Below are 13,240 nucleotides of genomic sequence, written 5' to 3' on the forward strand. Positions count from 1 at the left end.
GCAAATGGGCAATTCAACGCGGCGCGCCGGACCTCTCCTGACAGGTTGCCTTTCGCTGGCAATCGGCGCCTCTGGTATGGTGCCGGCCTCTTTCGCCCCACTCTTCGGTGCAGGCGAAGCGCGCGCCGATTCCGATAGCCTGGTCCGGATCTCGCAGACCGGCTCCAATGCCCATCGCCGGCTGAAGCTCGGGCTCAACAAGGCCGTCGTTGTCGATCTGCCGGAGGATGCGCATGATATCCTCGTCTCCGATCCGACCATGGCTGATGCCGTGACCCGCACCTCGCGGCGCATCTACCTGTTCGGCAAGAAGGTCGGCCAGACGAATATCTTCGTCTTCGGCGCCGGTGGACAGGAGATCGTCAATCTCGACATCGAGATCGAGCGCGACGTCTCCGGCCTCGAAGTCAATCTCCGCCGCTTCATTCCCGACTCCAACATCAACGTCGAAATCGTCTCCGACAACATCGTGCTGACCGGCACCGTGCGCACGCCGCAGGATGCCACACAGGCCGCCGATCTGGCACAGGTCTTCCTGAAGGGCGGCGAGGCGACGACCAGAACCGAAACGGCATCCGGCACCGGCGGCGACAGCTCTGTGGCGCTTTTTGCCGAAGGTCGCCAGAGTTCGCAGGTCGTCAACCTGCTGCAGATCGAGGGCGAGGACCAGGTCACCCTCAAGGTGACGATCGCCGAGGTCCGCCGCGAGGTGCTGAAGCAGCTCGGCTTCGACAATCTGGTTTCCAATTCTTCCGGCATGACGGTCGCTCAGCTCGGCAGTCCCAGCGCCGACAGCGCCGCGTCGACGGTCGGTGGCGGTCTGGCGGCGCTCTTCAAGAGCTCGATCGGCAAATACGACATTTCGACCTACCTCAACGCGCTGGAACAGGCCAAGGTCGTCAAGACGCTCGCAGAACCGACGCTGACGGCGATATCGGGCCAGGCCGCGACCTTCAATTCCGGTGGCCAGCAGCTTTATTCGACGACCGACAGCGACGGCAATGTCACCGTCGTACCGTTTAACTACGGTATCAGCCTCGCCTTCAAACCGGTCGTGCTGTCATCGGGCCGCATCAGCCTGCAGATCAAGACCAACGTCTCCGAACCGGTGGCCGGCAGCGGCAACGCCACCTATCAGCGCCGCTCGGCGGAAACCTCGGTGGAGCTGCCTTCGGGCGGCTCGATCGCGCTCGCCGGCCTTATCCGCGACAATGTTTCCCAGACGATGGGCGGCACGCCCGGTGTCTCGAAGATCCCGCTACTCGGGACGCTCTTCCGCCAGAAGGGTTTCGAGCGTCAGGAAACCGAGCTCGTCATCATCGCCACGCCCTATCTGGTGCGCCCGGTGGCGCGCAACCAGCTCAACCGGCCGGACGACAATTTCAGCCCTGAGAACGACGGTGCGACCTTCTTCCTCAACCGTGTCAACAAGGTCTATGGCCGCCGCGAGGCGCCCGTTGCAGACGCGCAGTTCCACGGCTCGATCGGGTTCATCTACAAATGAGCGGGGCACGATCGGCAGCAATGGCAGAAAACAGAGATCAGGCGATGGCCCATATGATTGCGACGACACCCCGCTTCGGAATCTCGAAGGCGTTTTTTGCGATGGCCGCCATGTCGATGGCAATCCTTTCCGGATGCGCCGGCCCGCATGACCAGCTGACGACCGGCGGCATTCCGGACGATTACCGCGCCCGCCACCCGATCATCGTCACGGAGGCGGAGCAGACGGTGGATATACCCGTCGCCTCCACCGATCGCCGCCTGACCATCGCCCAGCGCGACCTCATCCGCGGCTTTGCCACAAACTACATCTCGCGCGCCTCGGGGCCGGTTTATGTGCTGTCTCCGCAAGGCTCGCCGAATTCGGCGGCAGCCTATCAGCTGCGCAATCAGGTCCGTGCCGAGCTGACATCGAGGGGGATCGCAAGCTCGAAAATCGTCAACACCTCCTATGCCGCCGCCGGTCCCGGCGATGCGGCGCCGATCCGGCTGAGCTTTACCGGCACCACCGCGGTCACCACGCAATGCGGTCAGTGGCCGAAGGACATCTCGAACGATTTGACCAACCAGAATTATTATAATTTCGGCTGCGCCTCACAGAACAACCTTGCCGCCCAGATTGCCAATCCGGAGGATCTGGTGGCACCCCGCGGCATGACCCCGATCGACGCACAGCGGCGCAACAATGCCATCCAGGAATACCGCACGACGACATCGACAATCGAAGATGTCGGCAGCGACAGCAGCTTCTGAGGCGGAACGGGACGATGAGCGCGATCGAATACGAAATCAAAAACCCCAGCGAGCTTCGCAACGCCGAGGAGGCGGTGCGCATGGCGGATCTGGAAAACATGCGGCCGTTGCCGCGCATCTCCGTCCACGCCTTCTGCGAGAGCGAGGTCCTGCAGCATGTCATGGAACGCTGCGCCAATGATCGGCGCGTCGCGAAAGTCAGCATGCGCATCACCAGCGGCGGCATCGCCGCTGCCGCCAATATGTTTTCCGGCGCCCCGACGCCGAACCTCATCATCCTCGAGACCAAGGCGAATGCCGCGAACCTGCTCGGCGAACTCGCACCGCTCGCCGCCGTCTGCGATCCGACGACCAAGGTCGTCATTATCGGCTATTACAACGATATCGGGCTTTATCGCGAACTCATCCGCAACGGCATTTCCGAATATATGGTCCAGCCCGTCGCCATGCCCGATATCCTTGCGGCGATGGCCTCGATCTTCGTCGATCCGGAAGCCGAGCCGCTTGGCCGCAGCATCGCCTTCATCGGCTCGAAGGGCGGCACCGGCGCTTCGACCATCGCGCATAATTGCGCCTTCGGCATTTCCAATCTCTTCTCCACCGAGACGATCCTCGCCGATCTCGACCTGCCTTATGGCACGGCGAACATCGATTTCGACCAGGATCCGGCCCAGGGCATCGCTGAAGCGGTCTTCGCACCCGATCGTCTCGACGAGGTCTTCCTCGACCGCCTGTTGACGAAATGCTCCGAGCATCTGTCGCTGCTTGCCGCACCCTCGCTGCTCGACCGTGCCTATGATTTCGACGGCCAGGCCTTCCAGCCGGTGCTCGATGTTCTGCAGCGCAGCGCGCCCGTCACAGTGCTCGATGTCCCGCATGCATGGTCGGAATGGACGCGCTCGGTGCTGTCGAGCGTCGACGAGGTGGTCATCGCAGCGGTTCCCGATCTCGCCAACCTGCGCAACGCCAAGAATATGCTCGACGCGCTGCGCAAGATGCGGCCGAACGACCGGCCGCCGCATCTCATCCTCAATCAGGTCGGCATGCCGAAACGGCCGGAAATTTCGCCGTCGGATTTCTGTGAGCCGCTGGAGATCGATCCGATCGCGATCATTCCCTTCGACATCCATCTTTTCGGCAACGCCGCCAACAGTGGCCGGATGATCTCGGAAGTCGACCCGAAGTCGCCGACGGCGGAAACCTTTTCGCAGATATCGCACATCGTCACCGGCCGTGTCGCGATCAAGAAGGCGAGGAAGGGCGGCCTGCTGGGCCTCCTAAAGCGCAAATAGACGATGAGCAATTCCAGCAAAAGCGGGAAGCGGCTTTGCGTCCGCAATTGCGTGAAAACGAACAGATAGAGCATTTCCATGACTCGGAGAGATCGGGAAATGCTCTAGAACGAGCAGATTGGATCGAGTGGCATGTTTGGAAAACGCGGAAATGAGGGTTCCGGAAAGGTCGGGGGGGCGATTGCTCCTCCGCCGCCGGCTCCGGCCGCCGCCCCTGCGGCCTCTTCCCCCTCCATTCTGGTCGAACCCTCGCGCGAGTCCGCACGCCAGCAGGTGACGCCGCCGCCGATGCAGACGCCGCAGCGCAAGCGCCCGGCCCGCACCGATGAATATTACGACACCAAGGCGCAGGTCTTTTCCGCGCTGATCGACACGATCGATCTCTCGCAACTTTCCAAGCTCGACGGCGAAAGCGCCCGCGAGGAAATCCGCGACATCGTCAACGACATCATCACCATCAAGAACTTTGCGATGTCGATCTCCGAGCAGGAAGAACTGCTCGAGGATATCTGCAACGACGTCCTCGGGTACGGCCCGCTGGAGCCGTTGCTGGCGCGCGACGACATCGCCGACATCATGGTCAACGGCGCCGGTCAGACGTTCATCGAAGTCGGCGGCAAGACGATCGAATCGGAAATACGCTTCCGCGACAATGCACAGCTTCTCTCGATCTGTCAGCGCATCGTCAGCCAGGTCGGCCGCCGCGTCGACGAATCGAGCCCGATCTGCGACGCCCGCCTGCCGGATGGCTCGCGCGTCAACGTCATCGCGCCGCCGCTGTCGATCGACGGGCCGGCGCTCACCATCCGCAAGTTCAAGAAGGACAAGCTGACCCTCGATCAGCTCGTCCGTTTCGGCGCGATCACGCCGGAAGGTGCAACCGTGCTGCAGATCATCGGGCGCGTGCGCTGCAATGTCGTCATTTCAGGCGGCACCGGCTCGGGTAAAACCACGCTTCTGAACTGCCTCACCAACTATATCGACAGGGACGAACGCGTCATCACCTGCGAGGATACGGCCGAACTGCAACTGCAGCAGCCGCATGTCGTGCGTCTCGAAACGCGCCCGCCGAATATCGAAGGCGAGGGCGAGATCACCATGCGCGATCTCGTCAAGAACTGCCTGCGTATGCGTCCCGAGCGCATCATCGTCGGCGAAGTGCGCGGACCTGAAGTTTTCGACCTGCTGCAGGCGATGAACACCGGTCACGACGGTTCGATGGGCACCATCCACGCCAACACACCGCGCGAATGCCTGAGCCGTATTGAATCGATGATCGCCATGGGGGGCTTTACCCTGCCGGCAAAGACGGTGCGCGAGATCATTTCCAGCTCGGTCGATGTCGTCATTCAGGCGGCACGCCTTCGCGACGGTTCGCGCCGCATCACCCAGATCACCGAGGTGATCGGCATGGAAGGCGACGTCATCATCACCCAGGACTTGATGCGCTACGAGATCGATGGCGAGGATGCGAATGGCCGCCTGATCGGCCGGCACATGTCGACCGGCGTCGGCAAGCCGCATTTCTGGGATCGCGCCCGCTACTTCAACGAGGAAAAGCGTCTTGCCGCCGCCCTCGACGCGATGGAAGCGAAAACGAAGGAATAGGCGAGATGTTCGGGTTCGATCCGATAGTATTGGCAATCGTCGTCCTCGCCGCCGTCTCCGCGGCGGCGGTCGCCTATGCCCTGTTGTTTTCGAAGATCGAGGCCGACAAGAAATCGGCAAGCCGCATCAATCGCGTCAAATCGGCCGAAAGCGACCGGGTCAAGGTCAAGGCTGCCCGTGACCGGGTGCAAGAGCTGTCGAAGCGCCGTAAATCGGTGCAGGACAATCTGAAGGATCTGGAAAAGCGCCAGCACGAAAAGACCAAGAAGACCGTGTCGATGAAGGCGCGGCTGGTGCAGGCCGGCCTGACGATCACGGCGGCGAAATTCTATCTCATCAGCGCCGTCTTCGCCTCCATGCTGCTTCTCGTCGCCTTGGTCGTCGGCGCATCGTGGATGGTCATGGTCGGTATCGCCGTCGTCGCCGGTCTCGGCCTGCCGCGCTGGGTCGTTGGCTTCCTGATCAAGCGCCGCCAGACCAAGTTTTTGAACGAACTCCCCAATGCGCTTGACGTTATTACGCGCTCAATCAAATCGGGCCTGCCGCTCAACGATGCGATCCGCCTTATTGCCACCGAAGGCACCGAGCCTGTCAAGAGCGAGTTCCTGCGGGTGATCGAGGCGCAGCAGGTAGGCCTGAGTATCCCCGACGCCTGCGCGCGCATGACGATCCACATGCCGCTCCAGGAAGTCAACTTCTTCGCCATCGTCATCGCCATCCAGTCGCAGGCCGGCGGCAATCTGTCGGAAGCGATCGGCAACCTCTCCAAGGTGCTGCGTGAGCGCAGGAAGATGAAGGCCAAGGTCCAGGCGCTCTCGATGGAAGCCAAGGCGTCGGCCGTCATTATCGGGGCTCTGCCCTTCATCGTCGCGACGCTCGTCTACATGACGTCGCCGAACTACATGATGATCCTTTTCACCGATCCGCGCGGCCATTTTATCATGGGTGTCTCGGCGATCTGGATGTCGATCGGCATCTTCGTCATGCGCAACATGGTCAATTTTGACATCTAGCCGGAAGGACGCACCATGTCGCAGGATCTTGCCGCAACGCTAACCAATCCGAGCATGCTGATCGCCCTCTTCGTCGCGATTGCCGTCTTCGCCACTTTTTACACGATCGCCATTCCCTTTTTCGAGCGCGGCGATTTGAACAAGCGCATGAAGGCTGTTTCCACGGAGCGCGAGCAGATCCGTGCCCGCGAACGCGCCCGCATGAACACGGAAACCGGCGCCGGCAAGGCCTCGCTCAGGAACCAGAACAACCGCTCGGTCCGTCAGATCGTCGAGCGCTTCAACCTGCGCAAGGCGCTGGTCGACGAAAACACGGTCAACAAGCTGCGTGCCGCCGGCTTCCGATCGGAGAATGCGCTGAATACCTTCCTGGTGGCGCGTTTCCTGCTGCCTTTCCTGTTCCTGACGCTTGCCGCTGTCTGGGTCTTCGGCCTCGGCAATCTCGCCGAAAAGGGCACGCCGATCCGCCTCTTCGCCGTCATCGGCGTCGGTTATCTCGGCTTCTACGCGCCGAATATCTTCATCTCGAACCGCATGGGCAAGCGCCAGCACTCGATCAAGCGCGCCTGGCCGGATGCGCTGGACCTGATGCTGATCTGCGTTGAATCCGGCATCTCGATCGAGGCCGCGATGCGCCGTGTGTCGGAAGAGCTCGGGGAGCAGTCGCCGGCGCTTGCCGAGGAGATGGTGCTGACCACGGCTGAGCTTTCCTTCCTGCCGGATCGCCGTGCGGCGCTCGAAAATCTTGCCACGCGCACCCAGATCGAGCTGGTTCGATCGGTGACTCAGGCGCTGATCCAGGCCGATCGCTACGGTACGCCGGTTGCACAGGCGCTGCGCGTTCTTGCCCAGGAAGGACGCGACGAGCGCATGAACGAGGCGGAAAAAAAGGCTGCCGCCCTGCCGCCGAAGCTGACGGTGCCGATGATCCTGTTCTTCCTGCCGGTGCTGATCGCCGTCATTCTCGGTCCGGCCGGCATTCAGGTGGCAGACAAGTTCTGACGGTTGCGCCGGCGCCGGAAAGCGGATGCCGCTTTCGGCAGAAGACGATGTTGCCTCAAAGACCGTCGGCCGATCCGGAGCCTTCAAACACGCGTGACCAGCACCGGCATAGCTGGTAAACGGGACGGACGACCATCGGCAAGCGGATGCAACCGCAGTGCCCCTGGCGCGCGTTCAATCCAAAAGAGAGGTCTCCGATGTCTTCTGCGGGCATTTTCATCAGCATCTTGGCAGCCTTGGCGGTCGGCGCGATGAGCCCTGGGCCGAGCTTCGTCGTCGTCTCCAGGATCGCCATCTCGCGTTCCAGGCTGGATGGCCTTGCGGCCGCACTCGGCATGGGCGCCGGCGGTGTCGTTTTTGCCGTGCTGGCGCTTGCCGGGCTGACGGCGCTGCTGTCTCAGTTCGAATGGCTCTATGTCCTGCTAAAGATCGCAGGCGGCGCCTATCTCGTCTATATCGCCGTCAATATCTGGAGGAGTGCCGGTCAGCCGCTCGAAGTCTCTGACACCGTCAACGGCAACCGCGCGCTGAGATTGAGTTTCATGAATGCGCTGCTGACCCAGCTCAGCAACCCGAAGACCATCATCGTCTATGCCAGCCTCTTTGCGGCACTTCTGCCGAGGACGGTGCCGCTCGATCTCATCGTCGCGCTGCCGCTCGGCGTCTTTGCCGTGGAGGCGGGGTGGTATTCGATCGTGGCCTTCGCCTTTTCGGCCCGCCATCCGCGGCGCCTCTATCTTGCCGCCAAGGGCTGGATCGACCGGGCCGCTGGTGCCGTCATGGGCGGCCTGGGTTTGCGTCTCATTCTTTCAGGCCTGAGCGCCCGCTAAGATCAGGATCTGTCTGAAGGCGTAAGCCTTTCCGACGACATGATTCGGTCAGTTGGTGTTGCTGTCGCCTGCTGCTTGCGGCGTCTTGTCCTTGGCGGCGAGTTTCTGCCAGGAATTCTGCTGCGAGAGCATGCCTCTGAGATAGGCGACATTGGCATCGGCCTGCTGCGGCGAAAGTTCGCGCCGGGCTATCTGCTCGGCTTCCGGGAAACGCCCCTGTAGGCCGACGACCAGGGCAAGGTTCTGCCTGACGCGGCTGTCGGCAGTCGGCTGGCTGGCGGCGGAACGCAGGTAGGTTTCGGCCGTGCGCAGATCGCCGGTCAGCACGTAGGACATGCCGAGGTTGGAAAGGATGGAGGGCTCGTTCGGCTGGATGTCGAGCGCGTCGCGGTAGCGCTGCCGGGCATCACTTGCCCGGCCCATCTGGTCGAGGATCGCGCCCTGGGCGGAGATCAGCTTCCAGTCAGGACGGTCGGGCGTCTGGGCGCGGCCGATCGTGTCGAGCGCCTGCTGAAACTGGCCGGCCGCCGCCTGCGCCTTGCCGTAGGCGGCCAGCACGTTGCGGTCGGCGGGATTGGCGATCGCCACCTGCTGCATGACGGCGAGCGCCTGCGTGTCGCGACCGTTCATGCGCAGCAGATTGGCGTAGTTGACGCCGGTGACGGGATCGCGCGGGTTCTTTTCATAGGCCTGGCCGAGCCGGTCCGTCGCTGAGCGCAGCTCGATCGCGTCCATCTCTTCGACCGGCTTGGTGAGTTTCGGGACCGAGCCCGTTGTCATCCGGTCCTTGGTCGTCGAGCAACCGGCGAGTGCCAGGACGAGCAGCGATGCCGCAGCGCCCTGCAGGATACGATTCGTGAATGTGGTGGTGAGCGAGGCAGGCATGGCGCGTTCCTGGATTCCGAAATCGGCGCCTGACCTCGAAGCGGAACAGGGAAAGGTTTGACGCGTAATCTTCGCTCCAGCAATAGTCTGTTAACCCTAACAGACCGTTAAGGAACGATTCCTTGCGACCGCCGAAGGACAATCATGGCCCCCTATCAGTTTATCGAGAGACCGACTCCTTTCAACACGAAGGGCGGTTCGACGCTGCCGATCTTTGCCGTTACGCCTGCCCATATCGAGACCGGCACGATCGATCCGATCGCGCTCAATTGGGCGCGCAGGGCAGGCTACAAGGCCGAAAGCGGGTCGCTGCTGCTGATCCCGACGGCCGAAGGCCATCTCGGCGGCGCGCTTTACGGCCTCGGCACCAATCCATCCGAGCAGCCTTACATCACCGGCAGGCTCGCCCGTGCGCTGCCGGCCGGCGACTGGCACATCGAGACCGCGCCGCTGACGGCAAATCGCCTGGCCCTCGGCTTTGGGCTCGGCAGCTACCGTTTCGACCGTTACAAATCCGAAAAGTCGCCGGCGGCGACGCTGATGATCCCCCGCGATGCCGACGCAGCCGATATCAAGCGCCAGCTTGCCGGCGTCTTTCTCGCCCGCGATCTGATCAATACACCGACGAACGACATGGGGCCGAACCAGCTCGAGGCCGTTTTCCGTGGCCTGGCCGAACATTACAAGGCTGAGATATCGGTTATATCGGGCGACGACCTGCTCAAGCAGAACTTTCCGCTGGTCCATACCGTCGGCCGCGCCAGCGCCGATGCGCCGCGCCTGCTTGAGCTGCGCTGGGGCAAGAAGGGTCATCGCAAGGTGACGCTCGTCGGCAAGGGTGTCTGCTTCGATACCGGCGGTCTCGACATCAAGCCTGCCGCCTCGATGCTGCTGATGAAGAAAGACATGGGCGGCGCGGCGAATGTCATGGGGCTTGCCCTGATGATCATGGACGCCAAGCTGAAGGTCGATCTGCGCGTTATCGTTCCGGTCGTCGAAAACGCGATCTCGTCCAATGCCTTCCGCCCCGGCGACATCTACCGGAGCCGCAAGGGCCTGACCGTCCAGATCGACAATACCGACGCTGAAGGCCGGTTGATCCTTGCCGATGCGCTTGCCTATGCCGACGAGGAAGAGCCCGAGCTCTTGATCGACATGGCGACGCTGACCGGCGCTGCCCGCGTTGCGCTTGGCCCGGATCTCCCGCCCTTCTTCACCGACGACGCCAATCTGGCGCATGACCTGACCGAAGCAAGCCTGGAAACCGATGATCCGCTCTGGCGCCTACCGCTCTATTCCGGCTACGAAAAGGATATCCGCACCAAATTCGCCGATCTCACCAATGCGCCGGCCGGTGGCATGGCGGGGGCGATCACCGCGGCCCTCTTCCTCAAGCGTTTCGTCAGCAAGGCGAAGAGCTGGGTGCATTTCGATATTTTCGGCTGGGCTCCGTCCGAACGGCCGCATTCGCCGGGCGGCGGCGAGGCACAGGCGATCCGCGCACTCTTTCACCATATCCGCGAGAGCCTGCGCTGACGCCATCCGCAGAAAAGCGTTGAGGCGCGCCGCGTGTTCACGCGTTGCGCCTCGCTGCCGATCGTTAAAATTTTATTCACCTTGCCGGACAGCAATTTCCAGCGCCTCTTGCATGTCCACAGCAACTGCCGGAAAATGGAACGTTAGCGTAACGATCTTCCGGAGGGGCCGTGCCGATCGAACTGACCGCCTCGCAGGCGCTGGGGCTCTGGCATGGCGCGGCGCTCGATCAGGTCCGCCACGATGACCGCGATTTGACGTTGCGTCAGATGGCGATCCTGCTGCATATTTATCTGGTGCCGCCGCCGCACACGGTGCGCGGGCTTGCCGCCACGCTTGATGTCACCAAGCCGGTCATTACCCGCGCCTTGGATACGATGGGTGAGATGGGCCTGGTCGATCGTGTGCGTGACGATGCCGACCGGCGCAACGTGATCATCAAGCGCACCGTCGGCGGTGCGCTCTACCTGGAAAAGCTCGGCGATCTCATCCGAGATCAGGCTCGCCGGCTGCCGATCTGAAAGGAATGCGAATGACGATGCTCGACCGCCGCCTGCATGCTTACAGGTCTGATCTCGCGGAAGCGGGGCTCGAAGGCAAGGTTGAGGCGTCACGTTTTACGGAAGGCGCGCCGGCGCGTGTCGCCGTTCCTGTCCTGGCCGTGCGCCCTGAACCGGACCTTGCCCGCGGAATCGATACGGAACTGCTTCTCGGCGAGGATGTGACGGTTTTCGATCGCGCCGGCGGCTGGTGCTGGGTGAAAGCCGCTTCGGACGGGTATGTCGGCTATGTCAAGGCAGACGCGCTCTTGGAAGGCCGGCCGGCGCCGACCCATATCGTCACCGTGCAGCGCACCTTCCTCTATCCGGAACCGGAACTGCGCAAGCCCCACCAGGCCATCCTGTCGATGGGAAGCCGCGTCCACGTCGCCAGCGAGGCGGAGGCGCGCGGCAATCGCTATGTCGTGCTCGAGGACGGAACTGCGATATTCGCCAAGCACGTCCAGCCGATCGGCGCGCTCGATGGCGCCGATTATGTGGAGATCGTCGCCCGTTTCCTGGAAACGCCCTATCTTTGGGGCGGGCGTTCCGGCCTCGGCATCGATTGCTCCGGCCTCGTCCAGTTGGCGATGCTGATGACGGGCAGAGCTGCGCCGCGCGATACCGACCTGCAGGCGGCCGGCCTCGGCCAGCCGATCGATCGCTCCGAAATCCGCCGTGGCGACCTGGTCTTCTGGAAGGGCCATGTCGCCGTCTTCGAAGATCCGGAAACCATCCTCCACGCCAACGGTCATAGTATGACGGTGGCGCGCGAGAATTTCGAGGCCGCGGTCGAGCGCATCGGCTGGCTCTACGAGCAACCGACCGGCTATCGCCGCCCGATCAGCTGATCAGCCGATCGGAGGCTGCGGCCAGGATCTCACTCCGCCCGTCCAGTCCTCGAAGGCTTTCGACAGTCTCAGCACCCGCATATCGTCGAAGCGCGGCCCGACGATCTGCAACCCGATCGGCATGCCCGATCGGGAGAAACCGCAATTGATCGAGGCGGCCGGCTGCTCCGACATGTTCCACGGCACCGTGAAACCGATATGCTCGAACGGCAGTGCCGGATCATTGGTCGGAGATGCCCATTCGGCCGGATAGGAGATGATCGGATTGGTCGGCGAAAGCAGGGCGTCGACCTCGGTAAACAGCCGTCCGCAGCTCTTGCGCATCTCGATCGTCTGATTGAAGCCCTTGACCGCATCGACGCCGCTGATGTCGGCGCCGCCCATCGCCCAATCCCTGATATAGGGCAGGATGCTGTCGCGCCTGTTGTCGTCGAGATCCGCGATATCGCCCCAGAACCGGGACCGCCAGAAATTGTCGAGGCCATCCAGCATCGCGCGCGTCAGCACCGGCTGGACCGATAGAATGGTCGCGCCGGCCGCCTCGAATTGTTTCGCCGCCGCTTCCACCGCGGCCCTGATCTCGTCGTCCACCGCAAGGCCGCAGCCGGCATCGAGCATCAACCCGATCTTCATGCCCGACAGGTCGATGTCGAGATCCATCCAGTCGAAATCGTTCGGCGGCAGGCTGGTGCCGTCGCGCCAATCCGGCCGTGACAGCGTCGCCATCGAAAAGGCCGCATCCTCGACGGTGCGCGCCATCGGCCCGACGCAGCGCCCGACATAATAGGGATCGGCCGGAATGCGTCCATGGCTCGGTTTGAAGCCGAAGATGCCGGTCCAGCCGGCGGGAAGGCGCACCGAACCGCCGATATCGGTGCCGATATGCAGTGGTCCGTAGCCGGCCGCCGCCGCTGCGGAAGCCCCGGCACTCGATCCGCCGGGATTCTGCGTGGTGTTCCAGGGATTGCGGCTGAGAGGATGAAAGCTCGAAAGCCCGGAGGAAAGCATGCCGTAATCGGGGCAGGTGGTCTTGGCGAAGATCACCGCGCCATCTTCCCGCAGCCGGGCGGCGGCCGGCGCATCGGCGTCCGCGGGCCTCAGTTCCACCGCTCTCGTGCCTGATGGCACCGGCTGGCCCTTCGTGGCTATCAGTTCCTTCAGCGTCACCGGGATGCCGTCGAGGGAGCCAAGCGTTTCTCCCTTCGCCCAGCGCTCCGTCGACGCTTTCGCCTGCGCGCGCGCCGATTCCGGATCGTAGAGGTAGAGTGCCGAAATCGACGGCTCCCAGGCTGCTATATGATCCTCGAGAGACAGCCAGTATTCCAGGGGGGAGAGGCTCTTATCGGCGAAGCGTTGCCTGAGTTCGCGGATGGTAAGGTCGGTTTCGGTCATGGCATGGTCTTTCGGGCTCTTCGTCTTGGGAGGACA

12 protein-coding genes are annotated in these 13,240 nt (G+C 62.7%); 10 read left to right on the forward strand and 2 right to left on the reverse strand.

Annotated elements, in window-relative coordinates; all coding sequences use genetic code 11:
• Positions 1-4: 4 nt before the first annotated feature.
• From AC2444_RS22685 to AC2444_RS22715, 7 genes are all read left to right on the forward strand, one after another.
• Positions 5-1,504, forward strand: a complete 1,500-nt coding sequence (locus AC2444_RS22685) for a type II and III secretion system protein family protein (protein WP_012759729.1) — start codon at positions 5-7, stop codon at positions 1,502-1,504.
• Entirely contained in the window at positions 1,501-2,256 is a 756-nt protein-coding gene (locus AC2444_RS22690) for a CpaD family pilus assembly protein (protein ID WP_080518567.1), read from the forward strand. The genes AC2444_RS22685 and AC2444_RS22690 overlap by 4 nt, the downstream gene beginning before the upstream one ends.
• 14 nt (positions 2,257-2,270) lie before the next feature.
• Positions 2,271-3,548 carry a CpaE/TadZ family protein gene (locus AC2444_RS22695; RefSeq protein ID WP_012759731.1) on the forward strand — a complete coding sequence of 426 codons (1,278 nt, stop codon included), beginning with the start codon at positions 2,271-2,273 and terminating at the stop codon, positions 3,546-3,548.
• Positions 3,549-3,680: 132 nt separating this feature from the next.
• A complete protein-coding gene (locus AC2444_RS22700) occupies positions 3,681-5,156 on the forward strand; it encodes a TadA family conjugal transfer-associated ATPase (RefSeq protein ID WP_012759732.1) in 1,476 nt (491 codons plus the stop codon).
• 5 nt (positions 5,157-5,161) lie between these two features.
• A complete protein-coding gene (locus tag AC2444_RS22705; RefSeq protein ID WP_012759733.1) occupies positions 5,162-6,169 on the forward strand; it encodes a type II secretion system F family protein in 1,008 nt (335 codons plus the stop codon).
• Positions 6,170-6,184: 15 nt separating this feature from the next.
• Positions 6,185-7,171, forward strand: coding sequence for a type II secretion system F family protein (locus AC2444_RS22710; protein ID WP_012759734.1), 987 nt, complete (start codon positions 6,185-6,187; stop codon positions 7,169-7,171).
• A 197-nt stretch (positions 7,172-7,368) separates the two neighbouring features.
• On the forward strand, positions 7,369-8,001 hold the full coding sequence (locus AC2444_RS22715) for a LysE family translocator (protein WP_012759735.1): 633 nt from the start codon (positions 7,369-7,371) through the stop codon (positions 7,999-8,001).
• Positions 8,002-8,049: 48 nt separating this feature from the next.
• On the opposite strand, the gene AC2444_RS22720 is transcribed toward AC2444_RS22715, so the two are convergent.
• Positions 8,050-8,886: a tetratricopeptide repeat protein gene (locus AC2444_RS22720; RefSeq protein WP_012759736.1), complete on the reverse strand. Its 837-nt coding sequence runs from the start codon at positions 8,884-8,886 to the stop codon at positions 8,050-8,052.
• Positions 8,887-9,030: 144 nt separating this feature from the next.
• Between AC2444_RS22720 and AC2444_RS22725 the strand changes: the two genes are divergently transcribed.
• The 3 genes from AC2444_RS22725 (at position 9,031) to AC2444_RS22735 (ending at position 11,812) form a co-directional block, all read left to right on the forward strand.
• Positions 9,031-10,422, forward strand: a complete 1,392-nt coding sequence (locus AC2444_RS22725; protein ID WP_012759737.1) for a leucyl aminopeptidase — start codon at positions 9,031-9,033, stop codon at positions 10,420-10,422.
• A 170-nt stretch (positions 10,423-10,592) separates the two neighbouring features.
• Positions 10,593-10,943 carry a MarR family transcriptional regulator gene (locus tag AC2444_RS22730; protein ID WP_003544522.1) on the forward strand — a complete coding sequence of 117 codons (351 nt, stop codon included), beginning with the start codon at positions 10,593-10,595 and terminating at the stop codon, positions 10,941-10,943.
• Positions 10,944-10,954: 11 nt separating this feature from the next.
• Positions 10,955-11,812, forward strand: a complete 858-nt coding sequence (locus AC2444_RS22735; protein WP_012759739.1) for a C40 family peptidase — start codon at positions 10,955-10,957, stop codon at positions 11,810-11,812.
• Here AC2444_RS22735 and AC2444_RS22740 read toward each other — a convergent pair whose 3' ends face one another.
• The gene (locus tag AC2444_RS22740) at positions 11,813-13,204 is read right to left on the reverse strand and encodes an amidase (protein WP_012759740.1); all 1,392 of its coding nucleotides are present in this window, start codon (positions 13,202-13,204) and stop codon (positions 11,813-11,815) included.
• Positions 13,205-13,240 lie beyond the last annotated feature (36 nt).

The organism is Rhizobium sp. WSM1328 (assembly GCF_057653715.1).

Coding starts and splice junctions, on each gene's coding strand:
- AC2444_RS22715 (WP_012759735.1), top strand. CDS start 7,369: ATGTCTTCTGCGGGCATTTTCATCAGCATCTTGGCAGCCTTGGCGGTC.
- AC2444_RS22710 (WP_012759734.1), top strand. CDS start 6,185: ATGTCGCAGGATCTTGCCGCAACGCTAACCAATCCGAGCATGCTGATC.
- AC2444_RS22725 (WP_012759737.1), top strand. CDS start 9,031: ATGGCCCCCTATCAGTTTATCGAGAGACCGACTCCTTTCAACACGAAG.
- AC2444_RS22720 (WP_012759736.1), bottom strand. CDS start 8,886: ATGCCTGCCTCGCTCACCACCACATTCACGAATCGTATCCTGCAGGGC.
- AC2444_RS22690 (WP_080518567.1), top strand. CDS start 1,501: ATGAGCGGGGCACGATCGGCAGCAATGGCAGAAAACAGAGATCAGGCG.
- AC2444_RS22705 (WP_012759733.1), top strand. CDS start 5,162: ATGTTCGGGTTCGATCCGATAGTATTGGCAATCGTCGTCCTCGCCGCC.
- AC2444_RS22685 (WP_012759729.1), top strand. CDS start 5: ATGGGCAATTCAACGCGGCGCGCCGGACCTCTCCTGACAGGTTGCCTT.
- AC2444_RS22695 (WP_012759731.1), top strand. CDS start 2,271: ATGAGCGCGATCGAATACGAAATCAAAAACCCCAGCGAGCTTCGCAAC.
- AC2444_RS22740 (WP_012759740.1), bottom strand. CDS start 13,204: ATGACCGAAACCGACCTTACCATCCGCGAACTCAGGCAACGCTTCGCC.
- AC2444_RS22735 (WP_012759739.1), top strand. CDS start 10,955: ATGACGATGCTCGACCGCCGCCTGCATGCTTACAGGTCTGATCTCGCG.
- AC2444_RS22700 (WP_012759732.1), top strand. CDS start 3,681: ATGTTTGGAAAACGCGGAAATGAGGGTTCCGGAAAGGTCGGGGGGGCG.